This window comes from Pseudomonas sp. H1h (genome assembly GCF_000633255.1).
GTDB lineage: Bacteria > Pseudomonadota > Gammaproteobacteria > Pseudomonadales > Pseudomonadaceae > Aquipseudomonas.
Genome location: NZ_AYMJ01000014.1, coordinates 18,057 through 36,414, shown reverse-complemented (window position 1 = coordinate 36,414; position 18,358 = coordinate 18,057). Strand labels below are relative to the sequence as shown.

Here is an 18,358-nt window from a genome sequence, read left to right as displayed (position 1 = left end):
TCTGCGAAGTTGCCGGACGGCGAGACCGGTGCTAGGTTTAGCCCACCGCCCGTGTAGCTCAGCCGGTAGAGCAGCGCACTCGTAACGCGAAGGTCGCAGGTTCGATTCCTGTCTCGGGCACCATATCCCTTATTTCACCTTGCGGCTCAGGTCCTCGACGGTACGTTTGAGCTGATCCATGGCGCGATCCTGATCGTTGATTTTCTGCTTCAGGCTGGAAATTTCGCTGCTTTCGGAATTCGAACTTGAGCCGCTGTTGCGCTTGAGGTCTTCGACCTGGCGTCCGAGAGTATCCAGTTGACGGTCCTGATCCTTGACCTTGTTCTTCAGGTCGTCGATTTCTTTGCTGCTGGAGTTCGAATTCGAACCGCTGCTGCGTTTGAGGTCTTCAATCTGGCGTGATTGGTCGCGGACGGTATCGCGGATCTTTTGCAGTTCATCGATGCTGATATCACTTTTGATGACCACATCCTTGCCGTAATCGTTGTGAATCAGCGAAACCTTGTCGCCATAGGACGAACTGCTGGAGCTCAGTTCAAGCGCCATGGCGCTTGCCGGTAGCAGCAGAGCGGCGAGCAAGGTACTGGCAGACACGACGGAACAAATCTTCGAAAAGCTGCGCATCACTGGTTTTCCTTGTGAACAGCGAGGGTGAGTGCCGAAGTGGCACAACGCTATGACTTGGAATCCTGATTTATGTTCCGCAGGTCAACTTTTTGTGCGAGAGATGTAAAGAGCCGTGTAATTCGTCATGCAAACGTCCTATATTCGATGCCTGCATGAGCATCGCTTAGCAGTTTTCAGATGATCCCGAATGGTTCCGAAGGCCGGACAATCCGCGTCAGAGAGATCCTTGATGATCCAGATCCATCTTCCATTCTTACGATCAGCGAGAACGCCATGACCCAATTAACTCAAGAACAACGCCACGAACAAGCGCTGGAAAAGTACAAGCTCGATGCGCCCCAACTGCTGGAAGAGATCAAGGATCTCAGTCCCGATGATCAGAAAGACCAGATCCAGTGGGCGTTCGAAGACGAAGCCGAAGCTCAGGGCCTGCAACCATGGGAGTTGACGCTCAAGTACACCAGCACTCCTGAAGAGTTCGAGGCGCAGCGTCTGATACTGCACAAGGAGGCGGCCGAAGTATTGGGTGTCGAGTGGGAAGAGTACTGCGAGATGAACAATCTGGTGGTCTGAAACAAAAACGCCAGCCTCAACCGGGCTGGCGTTTTTTATTGCGTGACGGCCTCAGAGGCTCAGGCGCATCGACAGGTCCACCGCCTTCACATCCTTGGTCATCGCGCCAATCGAGATGTAATCCACCCCGGTTTCGGCGATCGGCAACAGCGTGCTTTCGTTGATCCCGCCGCTGGCCTCCAGTTTGGCCTTGCCGCCGTTCAGGCGTACGGCTTCGCGCATGTCGTCCAGGCTCAATTCATCGAGCATGATGATGTCGGCACCGGCAGCCAGCGCTTCCTTCAGCTCTTGCAGGCTTTCCACTTCGACTTCCACCGGTTTGCCCGGCGCGATCTTGTGCGCGGCGGCGATGGCTTGCGCGATGCCACCGCTGGCGGCAATGTGGTTTTCCTTGATCAGGAACGCGTCGTAGAGGCCGATGCGGTGGTTGTGGCAACCGCCGCAGGTCACTGCGTATTTCTGCGCCAGACGCAGGCCCGGCAGGGTCTTGCGGGTATCCAGCAACTTGACCTGAGTCTGCGCCACGAAGTCTGCCAGGTACTGCGCACGCGTTGCCACGCCGGACAGCAGTTGCAGGAAGTTCAGCGCACTGCGCTCGCCGGTCAGCAGCGAACGGGCCGGACCTTCCAGATGAAACAGCGGCTGGTTGGGTTTGACCCGTTCACCGTCACGCACCTGCCAATGCACCGCAACACGCGGATCGAGCTGACGAAAAACCGTGTCGACCCAGGCCGTACCGCAGATGACGGCGTCGTCGCGGGTGATGATGGTGGCTTTGGCCAGACGTTCGGCGGGGATCAGTTGCGCGGTGATGTCGCCGCTGCCGACGTCTTCGAGCAACGCACGGCGCACGTTGGCTTCGATTTCGGCGGTCAAATCGGCGAGACGTAGATTCGGCATAACGGGCTCCACAAACTAAGTGCGCCGATTATAGGGGTATGGCAGGAGCCAACCCAAGGCGAGAACGCGCGTGCGTGACTGCATCTGGTCGATTTTTCGTGAGCAATGCAGCGTTATTTGTGGTCACTGGAAGGTGTTGCAGGCATAGGGGAAACCCTGACGCCTCTGGCGCCCAAGGCAGGTTTTACAAGATAATCCGCCTTGCATTTGACGTCATAGGTTTGACGTCTACGATGGCCAGAAACATTGAGACCTGTGGGGGCGGGCTTGCTCGCGAATGCGGCGTGGCATTCACAAATAGTGTTGCTGACAGATCGATTTCGCGAGCAAGCCTGCTCTCACAGGGATTTGTGTCGACCAGTAGAATCACCGTTTCAGGAGGCTTGGATGCACAAAGACGGGAATGTAGTGCCTTTGCACAAGGCCGCTACCGATCAGGCGAATCACTCGCCGCTCGCCCGCCTGCCTGTGATTCTGCTTCAGGTCCGCGACAAGGCTGCCCAGCAACTGCGCCATGGTTTGCAGGAGTTGTTCGATAACGCCGACGACACCCTGTTCGAGATGGCCGACCGGGCGCGCAATGATGTCGAACAGAACATCTTTTTCGAAGCCATGCGCGACCTGCGCCTGAAGCGTAAAAACATCGAGCGCGGTTTTCTCGAGCAATTCTTCGAAGCCTTTGTCGGCCTCATTCAATACGACGTCGGACAGCCCGCACTGCCCGATACGCTGATGTTCGAGGAATCGGCACCGCGTACCGACGACATGGAGCGCAGCGTGGCGGTCGAGACCATGGTCGGCCGGGTGCTCAAGCGTGACCGCTTTGCCCTCGATCAACTGACGGCGCGGCTTAACGCGCTGCTCGGCAAACACATCGACGATCAGCACAACCCGCTCGGCCCGATGATGCTCTGCGAGTATTTTCTGCAGGCCGGACGTAACCTGGGTGTGGAGATCAAGGTCAAGCTGATCCTGCTCAAGCTGTTCGAGCGCTATGTGCTGGCCGACACCGAGCAGTTGTACGCCGAGGCCAATCAATTGCTGATCGCTACCGGCGTGTTGCCCGAGCTGCAGCCGCCTCCGGCGCGGCGGGCTATCGAGCGTGCTGCGGCCAGTATCAGCAGCGAAGAAAGCGATGAGCCTGCGCCCGCCGACGAAGGTGTGCAGGAAGTCTTCGCCGCGTTGCAGGAGCTGCTCTTGCATGTGCGTGGCAGCGTCGCGCCGACCCTGGAGCCGAGCGTTGCGACGCAACCGATCAGCACCCGCGACCTGCTGCGCCTGCTCTCGCACCTGCAGCAATACGTCCCGGCGCTGGCGGCGCAGGACGACTTCGATCTGCGCAACCAGCTTGAGCAGTTGCTGACGCGGGTCAGCGTCAGGAGCGGCAAGTCGCGCATCGTCGACGGCGCCGACGAGGACGTGATCAATCTGATTGCGATGGTCTTCGATTGCATCCTCGAGGACCGCAACCTGCCTGATTCGCTCAAGGCGCTGATCGCCCGTCTGCAGATTCCAATGCTCAAGGTGGCGGTGCTCGACAAGAGCTTTTTCAGCCGCAGCAGCCATCCGGCGCGACGCCTGCTCAATGAAATTGCCGATGCGGCCATGGGCTGGGGCGACTGCAACGGTGAGGCGCGCGACAGCCTGTACCTGCGCATCGAGCAAGTGGTGCAGCGCTTGCTGAGCGATTTTGTCGACGATCCAGCGATCTTCTCCGAATTGCTCGCCGACTTCCTGGCCTTCACCGGCGATGAGCGTCGACGCAGTGAATTACTTGAGCAGCGTTTGCGTGATGCCGAAGAGGGCCGGGCGAAAACCGAACTGGCGCGCCAGCGAGTCGAACAGGCGTTGAATCAGGTGCTGCTGGGTAAAGTCCTGCCGCCGGCGGTGGTGACGTTCGCGCGCGATGCCTGGAGCAAGGTGTTGCTGCTGACATGCCTCAAGCATGGCGACCACTGCGCTGAATGGCAGGCGGACGTACAGACCCTGAAGCAATTGGTCTGGAGCGTTCAGCGCCATGACGAGGCGGACGCCGGCCTGCGTTTGCTGGCGCTGGTGCCAGGGTTGCTCAAGTCACTGCGTGACGGCTTGAGCAGTTCGGCGTTCGATCCGTTTGCCACCAGCGAATTTTTCAGCGAACTGGAAGCGCTGCATGTGCAGGTACTCGAACCCGCTGCCGATCAGGATCCGGTCAACGCACCGGCGGTAGTTGAGGTGTCGCAGCGTATTATCTTGCGAATCGCTGACGAAGGTTCTAACAGCCTGAACCCGACGGGTCTTGCCCATGATGACGCGGGTCTGCGGCAGGTTGAGCAATTGCGCCTGGGCAGTTGGGTAGCGTTCCAGGAGGACGACGAGCACAGTCTGCGCTGCAAGCTGGCGGCCATCATTGAAACCACCGGCAAATACGTATTCGTCGACCGCACCGGGATGAAAGTGCTGGAGCGCAGCCGCGTCGACCTGGCCCTGGAGTTCCGCCGCGGCGCGGTGCGGGCGCTGGACGACACCTTGCTGTTCGACCGGGCGCTGGAGTCGGTGCTTGGCAATCTGCGGCGACTCAATCGCGGCAAGTGATCGCGCGCCGGGTGCCGATCACGGCATACTGGGCGTCAACACAGTCGGCGTTGAAGGAATCGGTATGCAGTTGGATCCCGCTAGCGGGTGGTGTCACGGGGTGCAGGTCTGCCCATCGCCCAACTTCAATGAACGCCCTGCGGGCGAAATTTCCCTGTTGGTGATCCACAACATCAGCCTGCCGCCGGCGCAGTTCGCCACCGGCAAGGTGCAGGAATTTTTCCAGAACCGTCTGGATGTCACCGAGCATCCGTACTTTGCAGGGATCGCCGACTTGCGCGTCTCCGCGCATTTTCTGATCGAACGTGACGGCAAGGTCACCCAGTTTGTCTCCTGTCTTGAACGGGCGTGGCATGCTGGCGTGTCGATTTTCGAAGGCCGCGAAACCTGTAACGATTTTTCCGTGGGCATTGAGCTCGAAGGCACCGATGATCTGCCATTTACCGATGCGCAGTATCAGGCGTTGACCACGCTGACCCGTCAGCTGCAAAGCGCATTTCCGGCTATCACCGGCGCTCGTATCTGCGGGCACAGCGACATCGCACCCGGGCGCAAGACCGATCCTGGCCCGGCATTCGACTGGGCGCGTTACCGCGCAGCCCTGGCACAAGAGGAAGGACAATGAGTTTTCTGGTGTTACTGCTGGCGGTCTGGATCGAGAAATTCTCGGCCCTGCGCCATCGGGTTCAACGCGATGGCGGATGGATCCGCGAACTGCACAAACTCGAAACCAGCGAGCGTTTGGCCAAGCGGCCATGGCTGGTGCTGACCATTCTGGTGTTGCTGCCGGTGGCGCTGCTCGCCTTGCTGCTGTTGGTCCTGGAGCCGGTTGCTTACGGTTTGCTGGCCTTGCCGGTGCACGTGCTGGTGGTGATTTACGCCCTGGGCCGGGGTGATCTGCTGGGTGGGCTTGGGCCGTTTCGTGATGCCTGGCGCCGCGAAGACCTGCAAGCCGCCGCGCATGTGGCCAAGCGTGATCTGGATATCTGCGCCGACAGCGGCGAGCAGTTGCTGGATCGGGTCCAGGGTCATCTGTTGTGGGAGGCCTATCAGAGCTTCTTCGCGGTGATTTTCTGGTATTTCGTGCTCGGTCCGGTGGCGGCGCTGGCTTATCGCTTGCTGGCGCTGGCACAAGAGCACGGCCAGAATCAGGCGCTGGTGGAAAGAGCGGGGCAGCTGCGCCACGCCTTCGACTGGGTGCCGGTGCGCTTGCTCGCTGCCAGTCTGGCTCTGGTCGGCAACTTCGTTGCGGTCAGCCGGGTGATGTTGCATGAGCTGCTGAACTGGAACATCAGTGCTGCGCAACTGATCAACAAGGTCGGGCTGGCCGCCGGTGAGATCCCGCCGCCAGTGGTCGGGCCTGAAGGCATCAACACCCTCGATTGCTTGTGGGAACTGCTGCTGCGCGCGGCAGTGTTGTGGTATGCCGGATTTGCCTTGTGGACAGTGCTGGTTCACTGATTCCTTCAATGAAGTGCATTGTGCAGAGGGGCTTGCCCCCTCTGCGCAGGTGTATGGCCCGCGCCGCGTAGCCGTTAACCTTAAGTTACAAAACCTCCCCTCGATTTGAGCTATACAGAGACAGCGCCCGATAGTGGCTATCTGCTGTCGTCCCGCGCCTGCCAATAAAAACAAGAAAAGCCAAGGGAGACTTCCAGTGAAGAGCTTGCTCTATCCCGCCGTCTCGCTGATGAACCGTCTGAGCTTCGGCATGAAGTTCAGCCTGATCAGCGTGCTGTTCCTGGTGCCAATGCTGGTGACCAATTTCTATCTGGTGCGCGATTCCTATCGCGAATTCCAGGGCACCCGGGTCGAGTTGCAGAGCCTCGACCTGCTGGGCAGCAGCCTGACGCTGCGCCGGGATCTGGAAACCCTCAATAACCGGGTGCAGATCAACGTCATCCTCGGCCAGTCCGGCAAGGCCGATGATCTCGAGTCGCAGATCAACAGCCTGGAACAAACCATCCTTTCACGTTTGCAAAGCCTGAAGGCGACGACCGAGGATCCCGAGCAGAGCAAGGTTTTTGACGGCAAACGCGATGAAATGATCAGCGCGTTCAAGGCCCAGCAGGCGGAAAACTCCCTGCAAAGCAAAAGCGCTATGATCGGCAAGCTGCTCGGCAACGCGCAGATCTTCAGCCAGATCATCGCCAGTCAAGCCGGTCTGAGCCGTGACAATCAGGGCGACATCCGTCAGCTCAGCGAGCTGGTCACCACCATTACCCCCGCCGTGACCCAGACTCTCGGTGAAGGCCGGGCCATCGGTTCCTATTCGTTGGGCCAGGGCTTTCTCAACAGTTCGTCGAGCACCCGGTTTGACGAGTTGCTTGCACAGATCGAAAAGCTCCAGGCCGAATACGCGCTGAAACTGCAGGATGCCCTCGATTCCAGCAAAGCTGCGCGCGCAGGCCTCAGTGCGCAGGCCGACAGCAGCAAGGCTTCGCTCAAACAGGCCAGTGAACTGTTTGAAGAGAAAGTCGTGGTGGCTGAAACCCTCGATACTCCATGGCAAGCGTTCTACGACCAGGTCACCGGGCTGATGGCCGAGACTTATCAGCTCAATGACGCGACCCTGAAGTTTCTCGATACTCAACTGCAGCAGCGCCTGGCGCAGAACCGCACGCACATGGTCCTGCAGGCCGTGGCGTTGTCGGTGGTATTCGTGCTGATTTTCTATCTCTACGGTGGTTTCTACGCGTCGACCCGCACCACGCTCAAGCGTCTGGGCGCCATGATGGACAAGGTCGCGGCCGGTGACATGACGGTCAATTTCGTCGCCCACAGTCGTGATGAACTGGGCGAGTTGGGCGAGGTGTTCAACGGCACCGTGAGAAAGATCCACGATCTGATCGAGCGGGTCGGCCACACCGTGGGTGAAGTCGAGCGTCAGGCCGGGCAGGTGGAGAACGTCTCCGCGCAAAGCAATCAGGCCGTGGCCGGACAGCGCACGCAGATCGAGCAAGTGGCCACCGCGATGAACCAGATGTCGGCGACCTCGCTGGAAGTGGCGCGCAGCGCGGCGGCAGCGGTGAGCAGCGCGCACAGCGTCAATGACGAAACCATCAGTGGCCGCACACTGGTGGAATCGCAGCAGGGCAGCATTGCCGCGCTCGCCAGCGAGATCGATCAGTCAGTGCTGGTGATCAACCAGTTAGCCAGTGACAGCCAGTCGATCAGCCGTGTATTGGAAGTGATCAAGAGCATCGCCGAGCAAACCAACCTGCTGGCGCTCAATGCGGCCATCGAAGCGGCCCGCGCCGGTGAGCAGGGCCGGGGGTTCGCTGTGGTGGCGGACGAGGTGCGTACCCTGGCCAAGCGCACCCAGCAATCAACTGAAGAAATCGAACTGATGATCGCCAAGCTGCACGGTGGCGTCGGTGCAGCGGTGAAGGCCATGGGCGTCAGCCATCAGATGGCCAACGGCACGGTCGGGCAGTCGGAAAAGGTCCAGCAGGCGCTGGAAAATATCCTGGGTGCGGTGGGCATGATCGTCGATCAGAACCAACAGATCGCCGCGGCCGTTGAGCAACAAACCGCCGTGGCGCACGATATCGACCAGAACATCGTCGAGATCAACCGCGCCGGCGAGCGTACGGCCCATGGCGCGCATCAGACTGAGGACGCCAGCCGGGCGCTGTCGGCGCAGGTGGTGGAGCTCAAGCAACTGATCAGCGCCTTCCGCGTCTGAGTTGCCTCCTGTGGGAGCGAGCCTGCTCGCGAATGCGATCTGTCGCAAGCACCGTTGTCGGCCGATACACCGCTATTGCGAGCAGGCTCACGCCTGCAAGGGCGGTAATGTCAGAACATTTTGTAATGCTTTGATACTTACGCTTGTAAGCCAAATCCTGTTTTCTTTCGGCGGCTGGCGTTCCGTCATTAATGAGCCAGTATCCCAGTTCCGATGATTGCGTCGAGGAGGCCGCTCATGTCCGTTGCAACCCTGGGAGTCCAGGGCCGTTGTGCTCATTGCCAGACCACGCAACTGCTCAAACCGTGGCAACTCAATGCCATTGCAATCAATGAACCGTTCACCTGCGCGCACTGCCAGAAAAGCCTGGAGCTGCGCTGCCCGAAACAGATCAAGCGCTTCAAGTCCCTCGATTCGCTGGGACTGTTGCGCTTCAGTGCGTCGGTAACGGTGTGCACCGCGTTACTGGTGGCGCTGGTCATGGAGTGGATCGGATTGCTCAGCGTGACTGAACAGCTGAATGCCTCGCTGATCGTGCTTTTCGTGTACTTCGCGCTGCTGCGTTTTGTTCACCATCGCCAGCACATGACCTTGGTCCTCGACACCGCCAAGGCCCACGCCGACTGATTACCAGCCGAACACTTCGCCGCAGTTGGCCGTGCTGGCCGCCGCCAGTTGCTCTGCACTGATATTCATCAACTCGGCCAGTGCCGCGCAGATCGCCGGCAAGTGAGCGGGGCTGTTGCGCTGGCCAGGGAACATCGCCGGAGCCATGTCCGGCGAGTCGGTTTCCAGCACGATCGAATCCAGCGGCAGATCCACTAATACCCGATGCATGCGCAGCGCTTGTGGCCAGGTCGGCGCACCGCCCAACCCCAGTTTGAAACCGAGTCTGATGTATTCCCGTGCCTCTTCACGGCTGCCGGCGAAGGCGTGGATGATGCCGGCGCGTTTGAGTTTGTAGCGCTTGAGTGTGGCGATCACCGCGGCGTGGCTGCGGCGTACGTGGATCAGCGCCGGCAGATCGAAATCCGCCGCCAGTTGCAGCTGCGCGTCGAACAGCGCCTGCTGGCGCTCGCGGTCGAGGGTTTCGATGAAGTAATCCAGGCCGATCTCGCCCACCGCACACAACTGCCGATGGCCGCGCAGGCGGGTCAGCCAGTCGCCCAGCGTGGTCAGATCCTGCGCACGATGCTGATCGAGGTACACCGGGTGCAGACCGAACGCCGCGTACAACTCGGCATCGCTCTGCACCAGATCCCACACCCGTTGCCAGTTGCCCTCATAGACCCCCAGCACCACCATCCGCCGCACCCCCAGGGCGCGGCTTTCGACGAGCAACGCCGAGCGATCGGCATCGAAGTCGGGGAAGTCGAGGTGGGTGTGGCTGTCGATCAGCTCCACGGCTCAGTCCCGGTGAATGCGCTGCTTGAACGTACGGGCGATGGCCTGCACGCCAGGCTTGTATTCGGATTGCTCGACGGCGGCCAGCGCCAGTTCCAGCGCCTTGTCGGCGATCAACTGGTGCTGCTGGGCCATGGCGTTGACCGGCAACGGCAGGAAGTCCAGCAACTGCGTGTCACCGAAGGTGCCGAGACGCAGCGGCCGGGATTTGAGCGGGAAATCATGCAGCGCATCGAACACACCCTGCAGCAACACGTAGGAGGTGGTCACCAGCGCGTCCGGCAAATGCCCCAGACGCTGCAGGAGTTCTTCCATCAACTGCTTGCCGCATTCACGGCTGAAGGACTCGGCGTGTTCGACCAGCACTTCGCCTTTGAAGTCGACGAGGGCCTGTTTGAACCCGGCTGCACGTTCCTGGCTGATGCTCAGTTCCGGGCGCGCGCCCAGCAGCACGATCTGCTTGGGCTGCGGGTCGAGCAGGCTCTGGGTCAGGTGCAGGCTGGCTTCGCGGTCATCGCTGATCACCGAGCAGAAATGCTCAGGCTCCATGACCCGGTCGATGGCGATGATCGGCAAGCCCTTGGCCTGCAACTGGCGGTAGCTGTCATCACCGGCCGGCAGGCAACTGGCAACGATCAGCGCATCGCAACGGCGGGCGCGGAACAGTTGCAGCAACTGGCGTTCGCTGTCCGGGGCATCATCGGAGCTGGCGATCAGCAACTGATAGCCGCGCGCACGTGCGCCTTGCTCCAGCAGTTTGGCGATTCGCGCGTAACTGGGGTTTTCCAGATCCGGCAGAATAAAGCCCAACGTGCGCGTGTGCCGACTTCGCAGCCCGGCCGCTTGCGGGTTGGGTGTGAAGCCGTGTTGTTCGACGACCGCACGCACCCGCTCGACCGTGGCGTTGCTGATGCGCTGCTGTTCGGCCTTGCCGTTGATGACGTAGCTGGCGGTGGTCACGGACACTCCGGCCAACCGCGCGATATCACTGAGTTTCAACCCGGTATTTCCTTGTTTTTTCGAGCTAGCCCCGACATTTTCGCCAATCCTACCCGATTAGGGCAGACGACTATTGTCGCAGCGCATCCGACAAGTTGGACTTCAAGGATGAGACATTATCGAGTAACGTGCCGATCAATCTAGATTAAACGTTTCAGCAAGCGTATTTTCTACGTTTTAGACGCCTTTGGCCGGTTCTGCCGTGAAACCGCCAAAACTGCCCCTGAAAAGGATGGCCCACAGCGCCTAAGCTGCAAACAATTCAAAACAATACCTGGCGTCATCAGGCGCCAAAAAGGAGATCGCATGCTCGAGCTCACTATAGAGCAGATATCCATGGGCCAGTCGGCTGTGGATAAACCCGCCGCCCTGCAATTGCTCGCCAATCATCTGGTGGCCGATGGTCTGGTTGCCGATGGCTACCTCGCCGGCTTGCAGGCCCGGGAAGCCCAGGGCTCGACCTTTCTCGGTCAAGGTATTGCCATCCCCCACGGCACTCCGGAAACCCGTGATCAGGTATTCGCCACCGGCGTGCGCCTGATGCAGTTTCCCGAGGGCGTGGATTGGGGCGATGGGCAGATCGTTTATCTGGCGATCGGCATCGCGGCCAAATCCGACGAGCATCTGCGCCTGCTGCAACTGCTGACCCGCGCCCTCGGCGAGACCGATCTGGGCCAGGCCCTGCGTCGCGCCAGCTCCCCTGAGGCACTGCTGAAACTGCTGCAAGGCGCACCGCAGGAGTTGGCGCTCGATGCGCAGATGATTGGCCTCGGTGTGTCGGCTGACGATTTCGAAGAGCTGGTCTGGCGTGGCGCGCGTCTGTTGCGTCAGGCCGATTGTGTGAGCAACGGCTTTGCCGCTGTGTTGCAGCAAGTCGAAGCGTTGCCGTTGGGCGATGGCCTGTGGTGGCTGCACAGCGAGCAGACCGTGAAGCGTCCAGGCCTGGCGTTCGTCACCCCGGACAAACCGATGCGCTACCTCGGCCAGCCGCTCAGCGGTCTGTTCTGCCTGGCCAGTCTCGGTGAAGCGCATCAGGCGCTGCTCGAACGTCTGTGCGCGTTGCTGATTGAAGGTCGCGGCCATGAATTGGGCCGCGCCACCAGCAGCCGCAAAGTCCTCGAAGTGCTCGGCGGTGAACTGCCGGCCGACTGGCCGAGCGCACGCATCGCCTTGGCCAACGCCCACGGTTTGCATGCGCGCCCGGCAAAGATTCTCGCGCAACTGGCGAAGAGTTTTGACGGCGAAATTCGCCTGCGCATCGTCGACGGCCAGGACAGCGCCGTTTCGGTGAAGAGCCTGAGCAAGCTGCTCAGCCTCGGTGCCCGTCGTGGTCAGGTGCTGGAATTGATCGCCGAACCGAGCATCGCCGCCGACGCCTTGCCGGCCCTGCTGGCCGCTATCGAAGAAGGCCTCGGTGAAGAAGTCGAGCCGTTGCCAGCGGTGAGCCAGCCGCGCGAAGTCATCGCCGATATCGCCGAAGTGCTGGTCGCCCCGGCGTCCGGCGCGCAGTTGCAGGCGATTCCTGCCGCGCCGGGCATCGCTATCGGCCCGGCGCATATTCAAGTGCAGCAAGCCATCGATTACCCGTTGCGCGGTGAGTCCGCCGCTATTGAGCGCGAGCGCCTCAAGCAAGCACTGAACGACGTGCGCCGTGACATTCAGGGCCTGGTCGAACGCAGCAAAGCCAAGGCAATTCGCGAGATCTTTATCACCCATCAGGAAATGCTCGAAGACCCGGAATTGACCGACGAAGTCGACACTCGCCTCAAGCAGGGCGAGAGCGCCGAAGCCGCGTGGATGGCGGTGATCGAGGCAGCGGCCAGACAACAGGAATCGCTGCAGGACGCGTTGCTCGCCGAGCGGGCGGCGGACCTGCGGGACATCGGTCGCCGGGTACTGGCGCAACTCTGCGGTGTGCAGACGCCGAGCGAACCGGAGCAACCGTACATTCTGGTGATGGACGAAGTCGGGCCATCGGACGTTGCACGGCTCGATCCGGCGCGTGTGGCGGGGATTCTTACCGCTCGTGGTGGCGCCACGGCGCACAGTGCAATCGTCGCGCGTGCCCTCGGGATTCCGGCGCTGGTGGGCGCCGGCGCGGCGGTGCTGCTGCTGAAGTCGGGCACGCCGTTGCTGCTCGACGGCCAGCGCGGTCGCCTGCACGTCGACGCCGATGCCGCGACCCTGCAACGCGCTGCTGAAGAGCGCGACACCCGCGAGCAACGCCTCAAGGCTGCCGCCGAACAACGTCATCAACCGGCGCACACCACTGACGGTCACGCCGTTGAGGTGTTCGCCAACATCGGTGAAAGCGCCGGTGTCACCGCGGCGGTGGAGCAGGGCGCCGAAGGCATTGGTCTGCTGCGCACCGAGCTGATTTTCATGGCGCACCCGCAGGCGCCGGACGAAGCGACTCAGGAAGCCGAATACCGCCGCGTCCTTGACGGCCTCGCCGGGCGTCCGCTGGTGGTGCGTACGCTGGATGTCGGCGGCGACAAGCCGCTGCCGTATTGGCCGATCGCCAAGGAAGAAAACCCGTTCCTCGGTGTGCGCGGCATTCGTCTCACGTTGCAGCGTCCGCAGATCATGGAGGCGCAACTGCGCGCCTTGCTGCGTTCGGCGGACAACCGTCCATTGCGCATCATGTTCCCCATGGTCGGCAGCGTTGAAGAGTGGCGTCAGGCCCGCGACATGACTGAGCGTCTGCGTGTGGAAATTCCGGTCACTGACCTGCAACTGGGGATCATGATCGAAGTGCCTTCCGCCGCGTTGCTGGCGCCGGTACTGGCCAAGGAAGTCGACTTCTTCAGCGTCGGCACCAACGACCTGACCCAATACACCCTGGCCATCGACCGGGGTCACCCGACGCTCTCGGCCCAGGCCGATGGCCTGCACCCGGCGGTGCTGCAACTGATCGACATCACCGTGCGCGCCGCGCATGCCCATGGCAAATGGGTTGGCGTGTGCGGCGAACTGGCGGCGGACCCGCTGGCAGTGCCGGTGCTGGTCGGCCTCGGCGTCGATGAGCTGAGCGTGTCCGGTCGCAGCATCGCCGAGGTCAAGGCACGCATCCGCGAACTCAGCCTGACCCAGGCGCAAACCCTTGCTCAACAAGCCCTCACCGTGGGCAGCGCGAACGAAGTGCGTGCATTAGTGGAGGCCCTGTAATGGCCAAGATTCTCACCCTGACCCTCAACCCGGCGCTGGACCTCACGGTCGAGCTGTCACGTCTGGAGGCCGGTCAGGTCAACCGCAGCGACGAGATGCACACCCATGCCGCCGGCAAGGGCGTGAACGTTGCGCAGGTGTTGGCTGACCTCGGGCATCAACTGACGGTCAGCGGCTTTCTCGGCGAAGACAATCTGCAGGCGTTCGAAACCCTGTTCGCCCGGCGCGGCTTTGTCGACGCGTTCATCCGTGTGCCGGGGGAGACGCGCAGCAACATCAAAGTCGCCGAGCGCGACGGCCGCATCACTGACATCAACGGCCCGGGGCCGGTGGTCGACGCGGCGGCGCAGCAGGCGTTGCTTGAGCGTCTGGTGCAGATTGCACCGGGGCATGACGCGGTGGTGGTCGCCGGCAGTTTGCCGCGTGGCGTCACGGCGCAGTGGTTGCGTGAACTGATCGAGCGGCTGAACGGGCTCGGCATGAAAGTCGCCCTCGACAGCAGCGGTGAAGCCTTGCGCGCAGCCATTGAAGCGCGCCCGTGGCTGATCAAGCCGAACACCGAAGAACTCGCCGATGCACTCGATTGCGATGTGGTTTCGCACGCCGCCGAAGCGCAGGCAGCGGCGTGCCTGCATGCCAAGGGTATCGAGCATGTGGTGATTTCCCACGGCGCTGACGGTGTGAACTGGTTCAGCGTCGGTTCGGCGCTGCATGCCACGCCGCCCAAGGTCGCGGTCGCCAGTACGGTGGGTGCCGGTGACTCATTGCTGGCCGGCATGCTCCACGGTTTGCTCAGTGCCGACACGCCCGAGCAAACCTTGCGCAGCGCCACGGCGATTGCCGCGATGGCGGTGACGCAAATCGGTTTCGGCATCAACGATGCGGCGCAACTGGCGCAGCTCGAACAGGGCGTACGCGTGCGTCCCCTGACAGAACAATAAGAGGGTTTGTCATGAAGTTAGCCATTGTCACGGCCTGCCCGAACGGCATGGTCACCAGTGTGCTGTGCGCCCGTCTGCTCGACGCCGCGGCTCAGCGTCAGGGCTGGAGCACCAGCGTCGAGGTGGTGGATGCGGCGCACCCGGAACGTGAACTGTCAGCCGCCACCATCGCCGCGGCGGAGTGGGTGTTGCTGGTGACCACCGGCGACGTCGACATGACGCGTTTTGTCGGCAAACGGGTGTTCCGTATTGCCCCGGCGCAGGCGCTGCAGGACATCGACGCTGTGCTGCGCCGTGGTGCCGAAGAGGCGCAAGTATACGTTGCCACCAACGCCGCCCCGGCAGCCGCTGCGCAACGTGCGCCGCGCATCGTTGCGATCACTGCGTGCCCGACCGGTGTCGCCCACACCTTCATGGCCGCCGAGGCGTTGCAGCAAACCGCCAAGCGTCTGGGCTATGAACTACACGTCGAAACCCAGGGCTCGGTCGGCGCGAAAACCCCGCTCAGCGCGACGGCGATTGCCGAGGCCGATGTGGTGTTGCTGGCGGCGGATATCGAAGTCGCCACCGAACGTTTCGCCGGCAAGAAAATCTATCGCTGCGGCACCAGTATTGCGTTGAAGCAGTCTGAAGCGACGCTGAAAAAAGCCCTCGCCGACGCTCAGGTGGAGAGCGCGGCGAATGACGGCAAGGCGCCGGCCAGGCAAGAGAAAACCGGGGTCTACAAACACCTGCTGACCGGGGTGTCGTTCATGCTGCCGATGGTGGTGGCCGGTGGTTTGATGATCGCGTTGTCGTTCGTCTTCGGCATTACCGCGTTCAAGGAAGAGGGCACGCTGGCGGCGGCGCTGATGCAGATCGGCGGCGAGACTGCGTTCAAGCTGATGGTGCCGTTGTTGGCCGGTTACATTGCCTACTCGATTGCGGATCGTCCGGGCCTGGCGCCGGGGATGATCGGCGGCTTGCTCGCGAGCACGTTGGGCGCCGGCTTCATCGGCGGTATCGTCGCCGGGTTTATCGCCGGGTATGCGGCCAGGCTGATCAGTCGTTACGTGGCATTGCCGCAGAGCCTCGAAGCGCTGAAACCGATCCTGATCATCCCGTTGTTCGCCAGCCTGATCACCGGGCTGGTGATGATTTACGTGGTGGGCAAACCGGTCGCCGGCATGCTCGCGGCGCTCACGCATTTCCTCGACAGCATGGGCACCACTAACGCGATCCTGCTCGGCGTGTTGCTCGGCGGCATGATGTGCGTCGACCTCGGCGGGCCGATCAACAAGGCGGCGTATGCGTTCTCGGTGGGGCTATTGGCGTCGCAGAGTTACGCGCCGATGGCCGCGACCATGGCCGCCGGGATGGTGCCGCCGATCGGGCTGGGCATCGCCACCTTCATCGCCCGGCGCAAGTTCGCCCAGACCGAGCGCGAGGCCGGTAAAGCGGCGCTGGTGCTGGGACTGTGCTTCATCTCCGAAGGGGCGATTCCGTTTGCCGCCAAAGACCCGTTGCGGGTGATCCCGGCGAGCATCGCCGGTGGTGCGTTGACCGGGGCGTTGTCGATGTACTTCGGCTGCAAACTGATGGCGCCACACGGCGGCCTGTTTGTGCTGGCGATTCCGAATGCGATCAATCATGCGTTGTTGTATCTGCTGGCGATTGTGGCGGGGAGTCTATTGACGGCGGTGATTTACGCGACAGTCAAACGCCCGGAAGCCGTGGAGCTGGCGATGGAACCTGCCAAAGCCTGACACCGATCCTCTGTGGGAGCGGGCTTGCTCGCGAAAGCGGTATGTCAGTCAAAGAAATATCGACTGACACGACGTCTTCGCGAGCAAGCCCGCTCCCACAGGGGGAGGTGTTGTCATGCCGGATTCATCATCCCGTGCTTAAGTTTTCCTTTTTCAGGGAGAACACCATGAGCGATTTCAATCCGGGTCGGCGGCGCGTCATGCAAGTGGTCGGTGCCGGTCTGTTGATGCCGGGGCTGGCGCCGGCGGTGATTGCGTCGGTCAAGGATCGGCCACAACTGACTGACGGCGTGCAGTCCGGCGACCTGCAAGGCGACCGAGCGATGATCTGGAGCCGCAGCGACCGTCCTGCGCGGATGGTGGTCGAGTGGGACACCCGCAGCCAGTTTCGCCACCCGCGCCGTGTGGTCTCGCCACTGGCCGATGCGCGCACGGATTTCACCGCCCGGGTTGAACTCACCGGGCTGCCCGTCGATCAGGCGATTTTCTATCGGGTGTATTTCAAGGACGCACAAACCGGCGTCGCCAGCGAACCGTGGCTCGGTCACTTGCGCAGCGCACCGACCGCGCGGCGCAACATCCGTTTCGTCTGGAGTGGCGACACCGTCGGCCAGGGCTTCGGCATCAACCCGGACATCGGCGGCATGCGCATCTACGAATCCATGCGCCTGCGCCTGCCGGACTTCTTTATCCACAGCGGCGACACCATCTACGCTGACGGCCCGGTGCCGGCGCAGTTGACCACCGAAGGTGGTCGCGTGTGGCGCAACCTCACCACCGAAGCCAAGAGCAAAGTCGCCCAGACGCTGGACGACTATCGCGGCAACTACCGCTACAACCTGATGGACGAAAACATCCGCCGCTTCAACGCCGAAGTGCCGCAGATCTGGCAGTGGGACGACCACGAAGTGGTCAACAACTGGTCGCCGGGCAAACAACTCGACGAGCGTTATCAGGAAAAAGATATCCACACCCTGGTTGGCCGTGCGCGCAAAGCCTGGCTCGAATATTCGCCAATGCGCCTGCAGGCGGCCGACGGTGGCGGGCGGATTTATCGCAAGCTCAGCTATGGGCCGATGCTCGACGTATTCGTGCTCGACATGCGCAGCTATCGCGGCGCCAATGACGACAATCTCGGCGCGGCGAAACCGTTCCTGGGGCGTGAGCAACTGGATTGGCTCAAGCGTGGGCTGAAGCACTCCAAGGCGCAGTGGAAGGTGATCGCCGCCGACATGCCGATCGGCCTCGGTGTGCCGGACGGTGAAGTCAGTCCGGGCGTGGCGCGCTGGGAAGCCGTGGCCAACGGCGATCCCGGCCCGGCTCAGGGGCGTGAACTGGAAGTTGCCGAGCTGCTCGGTTTTCTGCGGGCGCAGCAGGTGCGCAATTTCGTGTTTCTGACGGCGGACGTGCATTACTGCGCGGCGCATCACTACCACCCGGATCGTGCGGCGTTTCAGGATTTCGAACCGTTCTGGGAGTTTGTCGCCGGGCCGTTGAATGCCGGGAGCTTCGGGCCTAATCCACTGGACAAGACCTTTGGCCCGGAAGTGGTGTTCCAGAAGGCACCGCCAACGCAGAACGCCTCACCGTTTGCCGGCTTTCAGTTTTTTGGCGAGGTGAATATTGAGGGGCAGAGCGGGGAGATGAGCGTGGTGTTGCGGGATTTGAATGGGGTGAGCGTGTTTGAGCAGAAGTTGCAACCGGTGTGATTTAACCGGTACTGCAACTTCCTTATGGGA

14 protein-coding genes, 1 tRNA gene and 1 pseudogene are annotated in these 18,358 nt (G+C 61.7%); 12 read left to right on the top strand and 4 right to left on the bottom strand.

Annotated elements, in window-relative coordinates; translation table 11 throughout:
• Positions 1-47 precede the first annotated feature (47 nt).
• Positions 48-123, top strand: a tRNA-Thr gene (locus U862_RS0110980).
• A 6-nt stretch (positions 124-129) separates the two neighbouring features.
• Here the strand turns inward: U862_RS0110980 and U862_RS0110975 are convergent.
• Positions 130-624, bottom strand: coding sequence for a hypothetical protein (locus tag U862_RS0110975; RefSeq protein WP_025110450.1), 495 nt, complete (start codon positions 622-624; stop codon positions 130-132).
• Between the two features lie 276 nt (positions 625-900).
• Between U862_RS0110975 and U862_RS0110970 the strand changes: the two genes are divergently transcribed.
• Positions 901-1,200, top strand: coding sequence for a DUF6388 family protein (locus U862_RS0110970; protein WP_025110449.1), 300 nt, complete (start codon positions 901-903; stop codon positions 1,198-1,200).
• A gap of 51 nt (positions 1,201-1,251) precedes the next feature.
• On the opposite strand, the gene nadC is transcribed toward U862_RS0110970, so the two are convergent.
• Positions 1,252-2,100 carry a carboxylating nicotinate-nucleotide diphosphorylase gene (gene nadC, locus U862_RS0110965; protein ID WP_025110448.1) on the bottom strand — a complete coding sequence of 283 codons (849 nt, stop codon included), beginning with the start codon at positions 2,098-2,100 and terminating at the stop codon, positions 1,252-1,254.
• A gap of 387 nt (positions 2,101-2,487) precedes the next feature.
• On the opposite strand from nadC, the gene U862_RS0110960 reads away from it, so the two are divergent.
• The 6 genes and pseudogenes from U862_RS0110960 to U862_RS0110940 all read left to right on the top strand — a co-directional run bounded on the left by U862_RS0110960 (position 2,488) and on the right by U862_RS0110940 (position 8,989).
• A complete protein-coding gene (locus U862_RS0110960; protein ID WP_025110447.1) occupies positions 2,488-4,674 on the top strand; it encodes a DUF1631 domain-containing protein in 2,187 nt (728 codons plus the stop codon).
• Between the two features lie 64 nt (positions 4,675-4,738).
• On the top strand, positions 4,739-5,299 hold the full coding sequence (gene ampD, locus U862_RS0110955; RefSeq protein WP_025110446.1) for a 1,6-anhydro-N-acetylmuramyl-L-alanine amidase AmpD: 561 nt from the start codon (positions 4,739-4,741) through the stop codon (positions 5,297-5,299).
• Positions 5,296-6,135, top strand: coding sequence for a regulatory signaling modulator protein AmpE (ampE, locus tag U862_RS0110950; RefSeq protein ID WP_025110445.1), 840 nt, complete (start codon positions 5,296-5,298; stop codon positions 6,133-6,135). The genes ampD and ampE overlap by 4 nt, the downstream gene beginning before the upstream one ends.
• Positions 6,136-6,364: 229 nt before the next feature.
• Positions 6,365-7,456, top strand: a pseudogene (locus U862_RS31465) (methyl-accepting chemotaxis protein); the annotation flags it as partial.
• The gene (locus tag U862_RS31460) at positions 7,433-8,362 is read left to right on the top strand and encodes a methyl-accepting chemotaxis protein (protein WP_371262572.1); all 930 of its coding nucleotides are present in this window, start codon (positions 7,433-7,435) and stop codon (positions 8,360-8,362) included. The pseudogene U862_RS31465 and the gene U862_RS31460, both read left to right, overlap by 24 nt.
• Positions 8,363-8,599: 237 nt before the next feature.
• Positions 8,600-8,989, top strand: coding sequence for a hypothetical protein (locus U862_RS0110940; protein WP_025110443.1), 390 nt, complete (start codon positions 8,600-8,602; stop codon positions 8,987-8,989).
• Here the strand turns inward: U862_RS0110940 and U862_RS0110935 are convergent, their stop codons facing one another.
• Together U862_RS0110935 and cra are read right to left on the bottom strand one after the other, a co-directional pair.
• Positions 8,990-9,766, bottom strand: a complete 777-nt coding sequence (locus U862_RS0110935) for a TatD family hydrolase (RefSeq protein ID WP_025110442.1) — start codon at positions 9,764-9,766, stop codon at positions 8,990-8,992.
• Between the two features lie 3 nt (positions 9,767-9,769).
• On the bottom strand, positions 9,770-10,765 hold the full coding sequence (cra, locus tag U862_RS0110930) for a catabolite repressor/activator (protein ID WP_025110441.1): 996 nt from the start codon (positions 10,763-10,765) through the stop codon (positions 9,770-9,772).
• Positions 10,766-11,071: 306 nt separating this feature from the next.
• Here cra and ptsP point away from each other — a divergent pair, with 306 nt between their 5' ends.
• The 4 genes from ptsP (at position 11,072) to U862_RS0110910 (ending at position 18,328) form a co-directional block, all read left to right on the top strand.
• The gene (gene ptsP / locus U862_RS0110925) at positions 11,072-13,933 is read left to right on the top strand and encodes a phosphoenolpyruvate--protein phosphotransferase (protein ID WP_025110440.1); all 2,862 of its coding nucleotides are present in this window, start codon (positions 11,072-11,074) and stop codon (positions 13,931-13,933) included.
• Positions 13,933-14,874, top strand: coding sequence for a 1-phosphofructokinase (gene pfkB / locus U862_RS0110920; protein WP_025110439.1), 942 nt, complete (start codon positions 13,933-13,935; stop codon positions 14,872-14,874). Before ptsP ends, pfkB begins: the two co-directional genes overlap by 1 nt.
• Positions 14,875-14,885: 11 nt before the next feature.
• On the top strand, positions 14,886-16,619 hold the full coding sequence (locus U862_RS0110915) for a PTS fructose-like transporter subunit IIB (RefSeq protein ID WP_025110438.1): 1,734 nt from the start codon (positions 14,886-14,888) through the stop codon (positions 16,617-16,619).
• Between the two features lie 167 nt (positions 16,620-16,786).
• Positions 16,787-18,328 (top strand): alkaline phosphatase, encoded by a 1,542-nt coding sequence (locus U862_RS0110910; protein ID WP_025110437.1) that lies wholly within the window; start codon positions 16,787-16,789, stop codon positions 18,326-18,328.
• Positions 18,329-18,358: the final 30 nt, after the last annotated feature.